This is a genomic window from Janthinobacterium sp. GMG2, assembly GCF_033949445.1.
In the GTDB taxonomy this organism is placed as follows: domain Bacteria; phylum Pseudomonadota; class Gammaproteobacteria; order Burkholderiales; family Burkholderiaceae_D; genus Janthinobacterium; species Janthinobacterium aestuarii.
On sequence record NZ_JAXAWA010000003.1, the window covers coordinates 706953 to 720409 of the forward strand.

15 protein-coding genes are annotated in these 13457 nt (G+C 63.6%); 10 read left to right on the forward strand and 5 right to left on the reverse strand.

The annotated features are described in order from the left end of the window. The first annotated feature begins 120 nt into the window (after positions 1 to 120). Both pnuC and SKZ59_RS15235 read left to right on the forward strand, forming a co-directional pair. The gene (pnuC, locus tag SKZ59_RS15230; protein ID WP_080698630.1) at positions 121 to 711 is read left to right on the forward strand and encodes a nicotinamide riboside transporter PnuC; all 591 of its coding nucleotides are present in this window, start codon (positions 121 to 123) and stop codon (positions 709 to 711) included. Positions 712 to 1041: 330 nt separating this feature from the next. Next, positions 1042 to 3609, forward strand: coding sequence for a TonB-dependent receptor (locus SKZ59_RS15235; protein WP_319992209.1), 2568 nt, complete (start codon positions 1042 to 1044; stop codon positions 3607 to 3609). Here the strand turns inward: SKZ59_RS15235 and SKZ59_RS15240 are convergent. Then, positions 3606 to 4412: a response regulator gene (locus SKZ59_RS15240; protein WP_034753432.1), complete on the reverse strand. Its 807-nt coding sequence runs from the start codon at positions 4410 to 4412 to the stop codon at positions 3606 to 3608. The two genes, SKZ59_RS15235 and SKZ59_RS15240, sit on opposite strands and share 4 nt — an antisense overlap. A 12-nt stretch (positions 4413 to 4424) precedes the next feature. After that, the gene (locus SKZ59_RS15245) at positions 4425 to 4553 is read right to left on the reverse strand and encodes a hypothetical protein (protein ID WP_257620510.1); all 129 of its coding nucleotides are present in this window, start codon (positions 4551 to 4553) and stop codon (positions 4425 to 4427) included. A 208-nt stretch (positions 4554 to 4761) separates the two neighbouring features. On the opposite strand from SKZ59_RS15245, the gene SKZ59_RS15250 reads away from it, so the two are divergent. Genes SKZ59_RS15250 through SKZ59_RS15265 form a run of 4 tightly spaced genes read left to right on the forward strand, consistent with a single transcriptional unit; the run spans position 4762 to position 9447 of the window. Then, the gene (locus tag SKZ59_RS15250; protein WP_034753434.1) at positions 4762 to 5292 is read left to right on the forward strand and encodes a spore coat U domain-containing protein; all 531 of its coding nucleotides are present in this window, start codon (positions 4762 to 4764) and stop codon (positions 5290 to 5292) included. Positions 5293 to 5304: 12 nt separating this feature from the next. Next, the gene (locus SKZ59_RS15255; RefSeq protein ID WP_254798671.1) at positions 5305 to 6033 is read left to right on the forward strand and encodes a molecular chaperone; all 729 of its coding nucleotides are present in this window, start codon (positions 5305 to 5307) and stop codon (positions 6031 to 6033) included. 46 nt (positions 6034 to 6079) lie between these two features. Continuing rightward, a complete protein-coding gene (locus tag SKZ59_RS15260) occupies positions 6080 to 8440 on the forward strand; it encodes a fimbria/pilus outer membrane usher protein (RefSeq protein ID WP_319992210.1) in 2361 nt (786 codons plus the stop codon). Further along, a complete protein-coding gene (locus SKZ59_RS15265) occupies positions 8440 to 9447 on the forward strand; it encodes a spore coat protein U domain-containing protein (RefSeq protein WP_070305397.1) in 1008 nt (335 codons plus the stop codon). Before SKZ59_RS15260 ends, SKZ59_RS15265 begins: the two co-directional genes overlap by 1 nt. Here the strand turns inward: SKZ59_RS15265 and SKZ59_RS15270 are convergent. Continuing rightward, positions 9444 to 9680: a hypothetical protein gene (locus SKZ59_RS15270; RefSeq protein ID WP_319992211.1), complete on the reverse strand. Its 237-nt coding sequence runs from the start codon at positions 9678 to 9680 to the stop codon at positions 9444 to 9446. The genes SKZ59_RS15265 and SKZ59_RS15270 overlap by 4 nt on opposite strands. A 253-nt stretch (positions 9681 to 9933) precedes the next feature. Between SKZ59_RS15270 and SKZ59_RS15275 the strand changes: the two genes are divergently transcribed. The 4 genes from SKZ59_RS15275 to SKZ59_RS15290 all read left to right on the forward strand — a co-directional run bounded on the left by SKZ59_RS15275 (position 9934) and on the right by SKZ59_RS15290 (position 12277). Further along, positions 9934 to 10491 (forward strand): winged helix-turn-helix transcriptional regulator, encoded by a 558-nt coding sequence (locus SKZ59_RS15275; protein WP_034753667.1) that lies wholly within the window; start codon positions 9934 to 9936, stop codon positions 10489 to 10491. 157 nt (positions 10492 to 10648) lie between these two features. Further along, the gene (locus SKZ59_RS15280; RefSeq protein ID WP_070305399.1) at positions 10649 to 11086 is read left to right on the forward strand and encodes a CHRD domain-containing protein; all 438 of its coding nucleotides are present in this window, start codon (positions 10649 to 10651) and stop codon (positions 11084 to 11086) included. A 94-nt stretch (positions 11087 to 11180) separates the two neighbouring features. Next, on the forward strand, positions 11181 to 12134 hold the full coding sequence (locus tag SKZ59_RS15285; protein ID WP_319992212.1) for an AEC family transporter: 954 nt from the start codon (positions 11181 to 11183) through the stop codon (positions 12132 to 12134). A 2-nt stretch (positions 12135 to 12136) separates the two neighbouring features. Next, positions 12137 to 12277: a hypothetical protein gene (locus SKZ59_RS15290; RefSeq protein ID WP_319992213.1), complete on the forward strand. Its 141-nt coding sequence runs from the start codon at positions 12137 to 12139 to the stop codon at positions 12275 to 12277. Here the strand turns inward: SKZ59_RS15290 and SKZ59_RS15295 are convergent. Together SKZ59_RS15295 and SKZ59_RS15300 are read right to left on the reverse strand one after the other, a co-directional pair. Continuing rightward, on the reverse strand, positions 12261 to 12914 hold the full coding sequence (locus tag SKZ59_RS15295) for an FMN-binding negative transcriptional regulator (RefSeq protein ID WP_319992214.1): 654 nt from the start codon (positions 12912 to 12914) through the stop codon (positions 12261 to 12263). The genes SKZ59_RS15290 and SKZ59_RS15295 overlap by 17 nt on opposite strands. Next, on the reverse strand, positions 12915 to 13376 hold the full coding sequence (locus tag SKZ59_RS15300; protein WP_319992215.1) for an OsmC family protein: 462 nt from the start codon (positions 13374 to 13376) through the stop codon (positions 12915 to 12917). Positions 13377 to 13457 lie beyond the last annotated feature (81 nt).

A 13457-nucleotide genomic window follows, 5' to 3' on the forward strand; every position in this document is an offset into this window, starting at 1 on the left:
GTTCAGGGGGTACTGCTTAGCAATTTGCCAGAATGGCCACGGAAGTCAAGCAGTGCATGGCGGGTTGCGGATATCAAATGGGCTATAGTGGCGGCGTGTCTTCATCCAAAGGAAATCCGCTTGACTCCCCCGCTCGAGATCGCCGCCAATGTCTTGATGACTGCTTCCATCATCCTGGCCGGACGCAATAACATTCATTCCTGGTGGATCGGCATGGTCGGCTGCGTGCTGTTTGCCGTGCTGTTTTTCCAGGTCAACCTGTACGCCGACGTGATGCTGCAGCTGTTTTTCATCGTCACCTGCGTCATCGGCTGGCTGCAATGGCGGCGCGGCGCCGGCGGCAAGCCGTTGCCGATCACGCGCACGGGTTGGCGCAGCCTGGCCTGGGTCGTGCCGGCCGGTATCGCCTCCGTGGCCATCTACGGCATGCTGCTGCACCGCTTCACGAACGCCTACGCGCCATTCATCGATTCGGCGGTGTTGGTATTTAGCATCATCGCGCAATTCCTGCTGATGAGCCGCCGCATCGAAACGTGGGCTTTCTGGCTGCTCGTCAACACCGTCGCCGTGCCGCTCTACTACAGCCGCGGCCTGCACCTGACAGCCGTGCTGTATGCGGCCTACTGGGTCAACGCCGTCATTTCCTGGTACTGGTGGAGCGTGCAGGCACGCCGCGCGGCGGCCGTGCCGCCGGCGCTGGCCGACGCCTGATATTGCCAAAAACCAAGTCCTTAGATCCAAATCGTATATACATTCAATTTTTAATTCGTTCACCCCATAAAGACACCGGGATATAGTGGCCTTTCCCCGCTTACCGGTGTCTTTTATGTTGCGTTTTACCCTTTCTGCCTGTTTTTACGCCGCCCGGCACCAGCTGACCATGCAATGCATGGCGCAGTGGATGCCGATGCGTGCCCGTCCACGCATCCCGTAATTCCTTCATCCCCCCGTCGTCGTTTTGCCCGCAGGCCAATCCGGTCCGTGTGCCCCTGCTCGGCCTTTTTTATGTGAAAAAGGCTGCAATCCCAATAAGAGGAAACCATGTTCAAACCACTCGCCATCAGTCTTGCCATCGCCGCCGCCTTTCCCGCCGTCTCCACCATCGCCCATGCCGAGGACGACATGCTGCGCGTCAACGTCACCGGATCGAATATCCGCGTCAGCGAAAAAGAGGGGGCCAGCGCCGTGCAGGTCATCACGGCCAAGGAATTGAAAGCCAGCGGCAAGACCAGCGTGTCGGATGTGCTGCGCGCCATCTCCGCCAACAGCGGCAACAGCTACAACGAACAATATACGGGCAGTTTCTCGGCCGGCACCTCGGGCCTGTCGCTGCGCGGCATCGGCCAGAAAAATACCCTGATCCTGGTGAACGGCAAGCGCGTTGCCAGCTATGCGACGGCGCAAAACCTGCAGGAAACCTTTGTCGACCTGAACAGCCTGCCGATGGCGGCCGTACAGCGCATCGAGGTGCTCAAGGATGGCGCCTCGTCGATCTACGGTTCCGATGCCGTGGCCGGCGTCGTCAACATCATCCTGTACAAGGAATTCACGGGCACGGACATCACGGCGCAGTGGGGCGGCTCGACCGAAGGCACGGGCCAGCATGAAAAGAGCGCGGCGCTGCAGACGGGTTTCGGCAAGCTCGAGGAAGACGGCTACAGCCTGGTCTTCTCGATCGACGCGCAGCAGCGCGACAAGCTGCAGCAAAGCGACGTGGCGTGGATGCGCGATGCGGACTTCCGCAATCAGCAGCGTGGCGCGCTGGGCTGGGTCGCCACCAATTATGCGGGCAGCGACCCGACGCGGACCCTGGGCGGGGTGCGCGGACCGCTGCAACTGGTCAATTACGGCGACATCACGCCCGGCAAGACGGGGCAAGTGCTCGCGTATAACCCGTCGCCGTATAAAACCCTGATCCCCGGCATCCAGCGCGTGCACACGGCCGCGCGCGCCACCTTCAAGCTGAACGCGGACACGGAAGCTTACGTCGACTTGCTGCACAGTTATTCGCGCGCCGACCAGACCTTCAGCGCGCCGCTCACCGTCAACAATGCCACGCGCGTGTGGAACAACGCCACGCAGGCGCTCGACACCATCCCCGTCGTGCTGCCGGTCGGCCACCCGAACAATCCGGGCGCCACGCCCCTGCCGTTCACGGCCACCCTGTTCGACCTGGGGCCGCGCCTGAAGCAGGACAAGGTCACCTTCTACCGCGCGCTGGCGGGCGTCAAAGGCACGCTGGCGGGCTGGGACTGGGATGCGGCCGTGGGCCACTCGAGCAGCAAGCTGGAAGAAACCGTGCAGAACTTCGTCAACCGCTACGAATTCCAGAAGGTGCTGGCCGATGGCAGCTATAACTTCCTCGACCAGTCGCAAAACAGCGAAGCGGTGCGCAACCGCCTGCGCCTGTCGACCCTGCGTCCGGCCGAGTCGACCCTCGACACCGTCGATTTCTCGGCCGCGAAAGACCTGTGGCAATTGCCGGCCGGTCCGCTGGGCTTTGCCGCCGGTGCGCAGTGGCGCCGCGAAAAGATGGATTCGCAAACCTCGACGGCCGTGCTGTCGGGTACGGAGCTGCGCCCGGCCATCAACATCATCAACGGTTCGCGCAGCGTGTCGGCCCTGTTTGCCGAATTTAACGTGCCCGTCGTGAAAGACCTGTCCGTCAATCTGGCGGGCCGCGCCGACCATTACAGCGATTTCGGCAATGCGTTTTCGCCGAAGGCCAGCGCGCGCTACCAGGCGGCGCCGTGGCTGCTGGTGCGCGGCACCGTGTCGCGCGGCTTCCGTGCGCCGTCGCTGCCGGAAATCACGCAAAGCACGGCCGTCAGCTACGTCAGCGTGCTCGATCCGCGCGACCCGATCACGCCCACGCAGACGCGCGGCGTGACGGCCATTACCATCGCCAATACGGCGCTGCGTCCGGAGCGCTCGAATAACCTGAACCTGGGCGTGGTGGTGTCGCCGACCAGCAGTTCGAGCATCGGCCTCGATTACTACCGCATCAAGCAAGATGGCGTGATCGGCACGGAAAGCGCGACCACCACGCTCGCCAACGAAGCGTCGGCGCCGCAGAAGATCACGCGCGATGCCGATGGCCGCATCACGACCTTGTACCGCCAGTACCGCAACCAGGGACAGCGCGAAGTGTCGGGTATCGACCTCGACCTGCGCCAGCGCTTCGTCGACAAGGACTGGGGCAAGCTGACCCTGGCCGGCCAGTTGAGCCGCGTGCTGCGCTTTGCCGAACCGCTGTCCGACGGCGCCCCGCTCACCGATGGTGCCGGCACCAATTATTTCGGCTCGATTCCGAAATGGCGCGGCGTCACATCGGCCACGTGGGAGCAGGGCAAGTGGTCGTCCACGCTCACCTGGAACTACGTGGGCAGCTATGCGCAAAACACGCATCTCGATGAATCCGTGGCCGCCTTCAGCACGTTTGACGTGACCACCAGCTGGCAGGTCACGCCAGCGGCGAACGTCACCTTCATCGTGCAAAACCTGGCCAACAAGCGCGCGCCGTGGGATTACTCGGCCTCGGGCTTCGACTATACGCAGGCCGACCCGCGCGGCCGCTTCGCCTCGCTCAAGCTGAACTACAAGTTCTAATGACCGTTTGACACCTGCCGCTGGCCCGTCTGTTCATGCAGGCGCTGGCGGTAGGCGCTGGGCGTGACGCCCATGCGTTCGCGGAAGGCCGTGGCGAAGTTGCCCGCGTTGTGAAAGCCGATCAGCAGGGCGATATCCTGCACGTCGATCTCGGTCTGCTGCAGCAGTTCCACGCCGCGGGCGATGCGCGCTTCACGGATGAAAGCGAAGACCGTCATGCCCGTCTGCTCGCGGAACATCAGGGTCAGCTTTTCGCGGTAGGTACCCACGCTGCGGGCGATTTCGGACAGGTTGGGCAGGCTGCCCAGGTTGTCGAGAATCAGTTGTTTGACGGCATTGACAAACACGAGGTCCGGATGCTGCTGCCGCTCGCTGACCGGGGGCGCTGTCGGTGGCGTGCTGTTGCTTCTACGCATCAATCCCAGATGGATATGGATGCGCGCGGCCAGTTCTTCCGGCAGGAAGGGCTTGGAAATGTAATCGACGCCGCCCACCTGCAAGCCCATGATGCGTTCCTTGGCGGCATCGGCGCCGCTGAGAAAGATCACGGGTATCTGTTCCGTTTCGGGATTGGCCTTGAGCAAACGGCACGCCGTGTAGCCATCCATCTCGGGCATGCGCACGTCGAGCAGGATCAGGTCGGGATGCGTGGCCAATGCCAGCTGGTAGCCCTGGTAGCCATTGAAGGCAATGCTGAAGCGATAGGGCTGCTCGCTGAGCAGCTCCATCAGCATGCGCTGCTCGAACGCGGAATCGTCCACGAGCAGGATATTCTTTTTGATGGTTTCGCTGGTCAATGGCATGGCATGGATGACTTAACCAAATAGCAAGTTGTTGCTTATTATGCCCTGCTTTTTCTTTTTTTTCTGCTTTTCTCGTGTTTCAAAAGATGTTTCTCCGCCAGAAGAAGCGCGGATTTCCCAGATCGCCAATAATTCGCTCATGCATTGATTTTAAGCAATGTCGATTGCCAAAAAATCTGTTTTGCAAATGCTGCAAACAATGCCGGAGTCCCCGGGTTCCTGACTCTCGGCACAAGTTTTTTGTCGTCCTGGTTTGCGTGCCCGAGAAAACGCCGGCAATACCGTGACTATCCTCGATGCCCTTCATATTGGTGGGCTCATTAATGATGTTCCATCATCAGGAGGTATCATGTTGCGAGTTATTTTTCCCCGCCTTATCGTTGCCGCCAGCGTGGCGGTTGCCGCCACGGCGTTCCTGCCGCGTAGCGCCGACGCCGCCGTGTATCTGAATGGCAGCGCCACCACCACCTTTGACGTCACCCTGAAAATCATCGCCAATTGCACCATCGCGGCGGCCAATCTCGACTTTGGCCAAAGTCAGGGTGTACTGGCTACTGCCGTTAACGTCAATACGACCGTGAATGTCACCTGCACCAATACCACGCTGTATAACGTGGGCCTGACGGCCGGCTCGGGCACGGGATCGAGCGGCACCACGCGCTATATGAGCGGCACGGGCGGCAACCTGGGGACGGTGCAGTTCAATCTGTACCAGACGGCCGGCAGCACCTTGTGGGGCGATACCCAGGGCACGAATACCGTCGGCGGCACCGGCAACGGTTCATCGCAGCCGATCACGGTGTACGGCAATATTCCGCCGCAAGCGACACCGGCGCCCGATACCTACAAGTCGACCATCACGGCCACGGTGTACTTTTAAGCCAGGCGCTGCGTGAAGGCCGGTGCTGTTTCCCTGATGAAAAGCGTGCTGGCGCTGCTGGCCTGCTGTGCGGCGGGCGCACACGGCGCCAATCTGCAGATTTCGCCGGTGACGCTCAATTTGCGCGCGCCACAGAATGCGGCCGGCATCAGCCTGCAAAACCTCGGCGACCAGCCCATCTACGGACAGGTGCGGGTGTTTGCCTGGGAGCAGCGCGATGGCGAGGAAACCCTGGCGCCGACGCAGGAACTGGTGGCCAGTCCCCCGATCGTGGAAATTGCCGCCAACAGCCGGCAGACCATCCGCCTCGTGCGTGCCCAGGCCGGTCCCGTGGTGCAGGAAAAGACGTATCGCGTGCTCATCGATGAAGTCAGCCGCGAAGATGGAGCGGGCCGCAGCGGCATCGATATCCGCCTGCGCTATTCGGTGCCCGTGTTCGTGCTGCCGGCCGGTGCGCCGGGCAAGGAAATACTCGACTGGCAAGTGTTTCGCGAGCGGGGCGAGTGGATGTTGCGTGTCAAGAACAGCGGCAATTTCCATGCACAGATCGGTGCGATGACGTTGACGAACCAGGCGGGCAAGGAGTTTGTTATCAGCAAGGGCCTGTTTGGCTATGTCCTGGCGGCACGCATGCGCGTCTGGCGCCTGCCCGTCGCTAGGGAGGCCGAACTGGATGGACCGTTGAGTATTGCGGCAAACGTGAATGCAAAGGCGCTCGTTGCCACGAATTCGACACCTTGAACCGGGCCGCCATGGCGGGCGGGCTTGCCGCGAACCGGGTTAAACCATGAGACGCGCACTGGCATCCTTGCTGTTGCTGTTGCTGTTGCTGTTGCTGGCCATGGCACCGGTGGCCAGGGCCGATGGATCGGCCGCCGAAACGGGTGCCGATCCGGGACCGGCCAGCTTGCCGAGCGATCCGATGGCGCCGAATGAACTGTATCTGGAGGTGACTGTGAATGCTGAATCAACCGGGCTGATCTTGCGCTTTACCCAGGTGGGCAAAGGCTTGCGCAGCAGTGTGGCGAACTTGCAGCAGCTGGGGCTGGACCCGGCGCGCCTGTCCGCACCCGGTCAGACCGAGGTGGCGCTCGATGCGATTCCCGGACTCAGCTATGACTATGATGCGGCGCGCCAGAGCGTGTCGCTGCAGGTGGCGGACGACTTGCGCTCGCCGTACCGCATCAACGCGCGCCTGGCCCCGCAGACGCCGCCGTCGCGCGTCACGCCCGGCGCCGTCCTCAATTACGAAGCCTATGCGGAACTGGGCCGGACGCGGCGCGCCGCCATCTTCAACGACTTGCGCTATTTCAATGACAGTGGCGTGTTCAGCAATACCGGCACCGTGAACCTGGGGTCGGACCAGCGCAAGTACATGCGCTTTGACACCTTCTGGAGCCACGCCGACCCCGAGACCCTGCAGACGTGGCAAGTGGGCGACCTGATTTCGTCTTCGCTCAGCTGGAGCCGCGCCGTGCGCGTGGGCGGCGTGCAGTGGCGCAAGAATTTCCAGCTGCGCCCCGACCTGCTGACCTTTCCCGTCGCCTCCGTCGATGGCACGGCGCTCGTGCCCTCATCGCTGAGCCTGTACGTCAATGGCGTGCAGCAATATGCTGCCAGCGTGCCCAGCGGTCCGTTCGTGCTGAACCAGGTGGCCGGCATCAATGGCGCCGGGCAAGCCACCCTCATCACGCGCGATGCCCTGGGGCGCAGCGTGACGACCGTGCTGCCCCTGTATGTCGATACGCGCATGCTGGCTGCCGGCTTGAGCGATTATTCGGTCGAGGCGGGCGCCGTGCGGCGCGACTATGGCCGCCGCCTGTTCGGCTATGAGCGGCAGCTCGTTGCCAGCGCTTCCGTCCGCCATGGCGTCAGCGACAGCTTCACCATCGAAGGCCATGCGGAACTGGCTGCCGGCCTGTATCAGGCGGGGGCGGGCGCGCTGGTACGGCTGGGCCAGGCGGGCGTGCTCAGCGGATCGCTGTCGGCCAGCGCCGGCCACAGCCGTGGCGCGCAGCTGGGCGCAGGCTACCAGTACATGGGGCCGCGCTTCAGCGTCGACGTGCAAAGCGTGCGCGCCAGCGCCGGATTCGGCGACCTGGCCTCGCGCGACGGCAGTCCCGTGGTGCGCGCGGCGGACCGCTTTACCGTAAGTTTGCCCTTGCCGGCGGGAAGCAGCATCAGCAGCAGCTATATCCGCTACCGCGCACCGGGCGCACCGTCATCGAAGCTGGCCACCCTGGGCTATTCGGCCACCCTGTTGCACGGCCTGTTCCTGAACGCCAGCCTGTTCCAGGATTTGCGGCAACGCGAGAAACGGGGATTTTATGTCGGCCTGAGCACGGCCTTCGACAATAATCTGTCCATCAGCACGAGCGCCAGCCGGCAAAACGGCGAGAGCGGCCGCAGCGTCAGCGCGCAGCGCGCGGCCGACTTTGGCGGCGGCTTCGGCTGGAACTTGCAAGCTGGCACGGTGGGTGGCAATACCTACCGGCAGGCGCAAGTGGAATACCTGGGCAATGACGGCCGAGTGAGTGCGCGCACGCAAAGCAGCAGCATGGGCAATGCCTCCTCGCTGGGCGCGGCTGGCGCGCTGGTATTGATGGATGGCCATGTCGAGACGACGCGCCAGGTGGGCAACGGTTTTGCGCTGGTCTCCACTGGCGGCGTGGGCAATATTCCTGTGCTGCATGAAAACCGCCAGATCGGCGTGACGGGCGGGAGCGGCTATCTGCTGGTGCCGAATTTGAATCCCTATGGCAATAACCAGATCAGCATCGCCACGGATGAACTCGAAGTCGACGCGCGCGTACCCGTGACCAATATGACGGTTGTACCGCAACACCTGGCCGGCGTGCTGGCGGCCTTTCCCGTCGAACGCTACAGCGCCGCCACCGTCATCGTGCAGAGCGCCGATGGCAAGCCGCTGGCCACGGGCTTGCCCGTGCTGCATGTGCAAAGCGGCAAGCAGACGGTCGTGGGCTTTGACGGCATCATTTTCGTCGACGATCTGCGCGAACAGAATCAGTTGCAAGTGGGCGAGGGCGACAGCGCGTGCACGGTCGGCTTTGCGTATGTGCGTCCTGCCGCGGGCGGCTTGCCCGTGATCGGGCCGTTGCGCTGCGCTGCCACCGGAGGAGGCCGCTGATGCGCCGCCTGCTGCCATGGCTGACCTTGCTGCTGGGCTGCGCCTGGGGTAGTGTGGCGCAGGCGGCCGATACCTGCACGGTCAGCATGACGAATATCAATTTCGGCTCCGTCAGCCCGATTTCCGGCACCGATTACGTGGCGCAGGCCACGGGCACCTTCAGCTGCCTGTTTTCGTCGCTGAACCTGGGACAGTTGCTTACGCCCAATGCGCAAGTGTGCATCTCGCTGGGGCTGGGCACGAATTCCACCTCGGCCCTGCCGCGCAAGCTGGGCAATGGCAGCAACCGCATGGAGTACAACGTGTACGTGGACAGTTCATATGCGACGGCGAAGATCTGGGGCGGCGCCGGCGTGGCGGGCGCGCCATCGACCTTCGGCATGACCCTGTCTGCCGGCTTGCTGGCCCCGCCCGGCACGTATTCCACTACCTTTACCGTGTACGCGAAGATTCCTGCCGGCACGGCCCTGGCCGCCGTACCCACGGTCGCCAACGCCAATACCGTCTATGCGTCGAGCTTTGCCGGCGTGGGCACCTACACGTACACGACGTATGGCCTCGTCAACCTGCAGGGGTGCTCGGCCACCAGCGGCAGCTTCGGTTTCACGGTAAGTGCCACGGCCGTCAACGACTGCACCATCGCGGCCAGCCCGATGGCGTTCGCCAACGCCTCCATCCTGACGGGCAACTTGCGCAGCACCAGCACCTTGTCCGTGCGCTGCGTGAACAATAACGCCTATCAGATTGCCCTGAACGGCGGCAGCGTGGCGGCCAATGTGGCCAACCGGCAAATGAAAAACCTCTTAACGACGGACAAGGTCAGCTACCTGCTGTCATCCACGCTCGATGGCGCGCCCTGGGGCGATGGCACGGCAGGCACGAGCATGGTGACGGGCACGGGCACGGGCGCCAGCGTGCCGCTGACGATTTACGGCCGCGTGCCGGCGCAGGTGTCGCCCCGCCCCGGCGACTACAAGGACACGGTGACGGCAACGATTTATTTTTAGAACGTGACGGTAACGAGGCCGGCGCCCGATGGCGTCGCCTGCTGGTGCAGCAGATAAGGCGTGTTGTGCTGGCAGCGTACCTGGGTGATGTTGCGCTGCGAGATGATGGTGCACGCTTCCTGCACGACGAAGGTGGCCTGCAGCGTTGCGGAAGCGGCGGTACCGGCGGTGGTGGTCTGGCAAAGGGACAGGGCGAGCAGGGCAGGCAGTACGGCAAGCTTCAAAGGGGTCATCGTGAACGCATCGAGTGAAAAACGGGCGTGGGCAGCAGCGCCGGAAGGCGTGGCTGGCACCGTTTTTCGCACCGGGATTGGGAGAGCAGAACCAGCCATGATTGTACTTGAACAAGGAAAGTGTGAGTTTTCGTGTATTTTCAGCCCGCCGCAGGGGCAAGCAGCTCACTTTCAAAATGATAGTAACTAAGTTTCCGTGTTGCAACTGAAATTTTTTTCGATTGTTGTGTTGAATCAATGTGAGGAGATGGCCATGAAACATACCAACTTTAATAATTTGCCTTGCCCGATTGCGCGCAGCCTGGGCAAGGTGGGCGAATGGTGGAGCATCCTCATCCTGCGCGAAGCGTTTTACGGCAAGACGCGCTTCGACGAATTTGAAAAAAGCCTCAAGATCGCCCCCACCATCCTGACGCGCCGCCTGGCCGACCTGGTGGAAGGCGGCTTGATGACGCGCCGCCTGTATTGCGCCAAGCCGCCCCGCTATGACTACGTGCTGACCAAGTCCGGGCGCGCCTTCAAGCCCGTCTTGCTGGCGTTTATCGCCTGGGGCAATGAAAACTTTGCGCCCGAAGGCGCCAGCCTCGTCATCGCCAGCCGCGACACGGGCCTGGCCGCCGATCCGGTGCTGGTCGATGCCACGACGGGCTTGCCCATCAATGACGAGTATTACGCGTTCGCGCCAGGGCCTGCCGCCAGCGACAGCATGCGCAGCATCATCCTCGACGCGGAAAAAAGCAGCGGCATCGCGCCCAAGCCGAAGGCGCCGGCCGCCAACCGCGGCTGGGTGGCGGAAGGGCATCTGGCCTGAAGACGCGCTGGCGGAGGTGCGCCGAGTTTGGCGCAAAGCAAGACGGACTGCACGGCATGGCGTTACCGTCGCACTATGCAATGCAAGTGCGGCGCAGGCCTGGCTGTGCAGGGCGAGGCGCCATCCGTGACCCGATGTCCGTTGAAGGAGTACTGCGATGACTACATTGCCACAACACGCTCGCCGCGCCGCCACCGTGCTGGCGCTGGCCGCCCTGCTGGGCGCCTGTTCCCATGGCCCGCATCAGCCGGGCGGCCATGACGTCACCTTGACGGGCGCGCAGGAAGTGCCGGCCAATACGAGCACGGCCAGCGGCAGCAGTAATATCCGTGTCGCCCACGACCGCAGCGTCAGCGGCGGCGTGCGCTACACGGGCATGGTGGCCACCGTCGCGCATATCCATGAAGCGCCGGCCGGCGCCAACGGCCCCGTCATCATGCCTCTGGTGAAAACGGCCGAAGGCATGTTTGCCGTGCCGGCCGGCGCCATGCTCACGCCGCCCCAGTATGCGAGCTACCAGGCAGGCAACCTGTACGTGAACGTGCACAGCGCCGCCTACCCGGCCGGCGAGATCCGCGCCCAGCTCAAGCCATAGCCGCTGGCGCTTTCCCGAAACCTCCTTGGGCCGCGCGAGCGGCCTTTTTTTGCGCCCGGCGGCCAGCCGCAGCAGCGCGCTACAATGGCGCTTCATGCTGACCATCCTCGCCATCACCTTTCCCTTCTTCGCCCTGGTACTGTGCGGCTACCTGGCCGTGCGGCGTACGCTGCTGCCGCTGGCCGCCATCGGCGGCTTGAACAGTTTTGTCCTGTTCTTCGCGCTGCCGTGCATGTTGTACCGCTTCGGCGCCGCCACGCCCATCGCGCAGCTGCTCGATGGCAGCGTGTTCGGCGTCTACTTGCTGTGCGCACTGATAATGGTGGGCGTCACCACGGCCATGACCTTGAGCCACCGCATCGACTGGAACAATGCCGCCTTCGGCGCGCTGGTGGCGGCCTTCCCGAATACGGGTTTCATGGGCGTGCCCCTGCTGTTGACCTTGCTGGGACCCCGTTCCTCGGGCCCCGTCATCGTCACCATCGTCGTCGACATGTTGATTACCAGTTCCTTGTGCATCGCCCTGTCGCGTATCGGCAGCGGCGGCGCGCACGGCAGCCGCGCCGCCATCGTCAACGCCATGAAGGGCATGCTGGGCAACCCGATGCCGTGGGCGATCGTGCTGGGCGCCATGTCGTCGTGGCTGGAACTGGCCTTGCCCAAGCCATTGATGCAGACGGTGGACCTGCTGGCCGACGCCGCCTCGCCAGTTGCCCTGTTTACCATCGGCGCCGTGCTGGCCCGTTCGCAAATGAGCACGGCCGATCCGGCGCCGCTGGGCGAGTATGTGCCCGTGGCGCTGAAAAAACTGCTGCTGCATCCGCTGCTGGTGTGGGGTGTTGGCCATGCGGCCATCGCGCTGGGCGCGCCGCTCGATCCGTTCGCGCTGACCTGCATGGTGCTGGTGGCTTGCCTGCCCAGCGCCAGCAATGTCTCGCTGCTGTCGGAGCGCTTCGGCGCTAACACGGCGCGCATCGCCCGCATCATCCTGGTCTCGACCGCGCTGTCGTTTTTGACGTTTTCGGCGGCCGTCAGCTGGCTGGCGTGAGGGTGGCCGCGTGGCCCCGGGCCTCGCTGCGCGCCTTGCGCATCGTCGAGAGCACAGCGACGGCGCGCATCGCCCGCATTATTCTGGTCTCGACGGCGCTGTCGTTCCTGACGTTTTCGGCGACCGTCAGCTGGCTGGCGTGACGTTGGCGGCGATCAGCGCACCCAGGGCCTGCGCTGCGCCGGGCTGGGTGCCGGAGGCCAGTTCGCGCGCCATGGTGGCCTGGTCCTGCATGCTGCGGTTCTGGCCCAACTTCCATTTGCCCGTGATGCGCGTGAGGGGGATTTCGATGCCGACGATGGCTTTCAAGAGTTTCTCGATATAGCTGGCCGGCGCGTCGCTCACCCGCCATGGCGCGGCTTGATCTGCCTCATGGCGCGCCGTCAGCCGCTCCACCAATCCCAGCAGCCACGCCGCGTCGTCGATGGCGCGCAGGGGGCCGTGGGCGTGCACGACCGCGTAATTAAAGGTCGGCACTTCCTTGCCGCTGCGCTGCTTTTCCGCATACCAGGCGGGCGTGATGTAGGCGTGCGGGCCCTGGAAGATCACCAGTGCTTCGTCGTTCCCGCTGGCGGCGCGCCACAGCGGATTGGCGCGCGCCACGTGAGCGCGCAGGGTGCCGAATGGGGCGTCAAGCGTGGGCGCGGCGATCTCGAACGGCAGATGGTCGGCGCACAAGCCATCGGTATCGTGGCGCACCAGCGCGCCCAGCGGATGCGTGTCGATCAAGCCATGCAGCACGTCGAGGCGCTCTTCGCGAAAGCTGGCGGGCGAGTACATTTAATCAGCTCCTTCCACGACCACGTCGGCCGTCAGCGAATTGGCGATGTAGCAGCGTTCGTGCGCGTCGTGGTGCAGGGCGGCCAGCGCCTCGGGTGAGGGCGGCGTTCCCGCAAACGCGATGCGCGGACGCAGCACGATGCGCGTCATGGCCAGGCGGCCTTGTGCATTCTTGCCCAGGTCGCCGATGGCTTCGTCGCGGTAATCGTCGATGACGTAGCCGCGCTGCGCCGCCAGCGACAGGAAGAACAGCATGTGGCAGCTCGACGTGGCCGCCACCAGCGCTTCTTCCGGATCGATATTTGCCGCCACCGACATGGGCAGCGGCACGGACAGGGGCGACGACGAGGCAGCTACCGTCAGGCCGCCGTCGAACTGCCATTGATGGCCACGGCTGTAGCGCTGGCCGGCGAAATCCTGGCCGTCGCGCTGCCAGGCCACGGTGGCGAAAAACTGATGCATGGGTGCTCCGCAAGAGTAGAGGGGGATGCGCCATCTTAGCGCCAGTCTTGGCTATTTAAAACAGCCAATAAGTGCTATCTT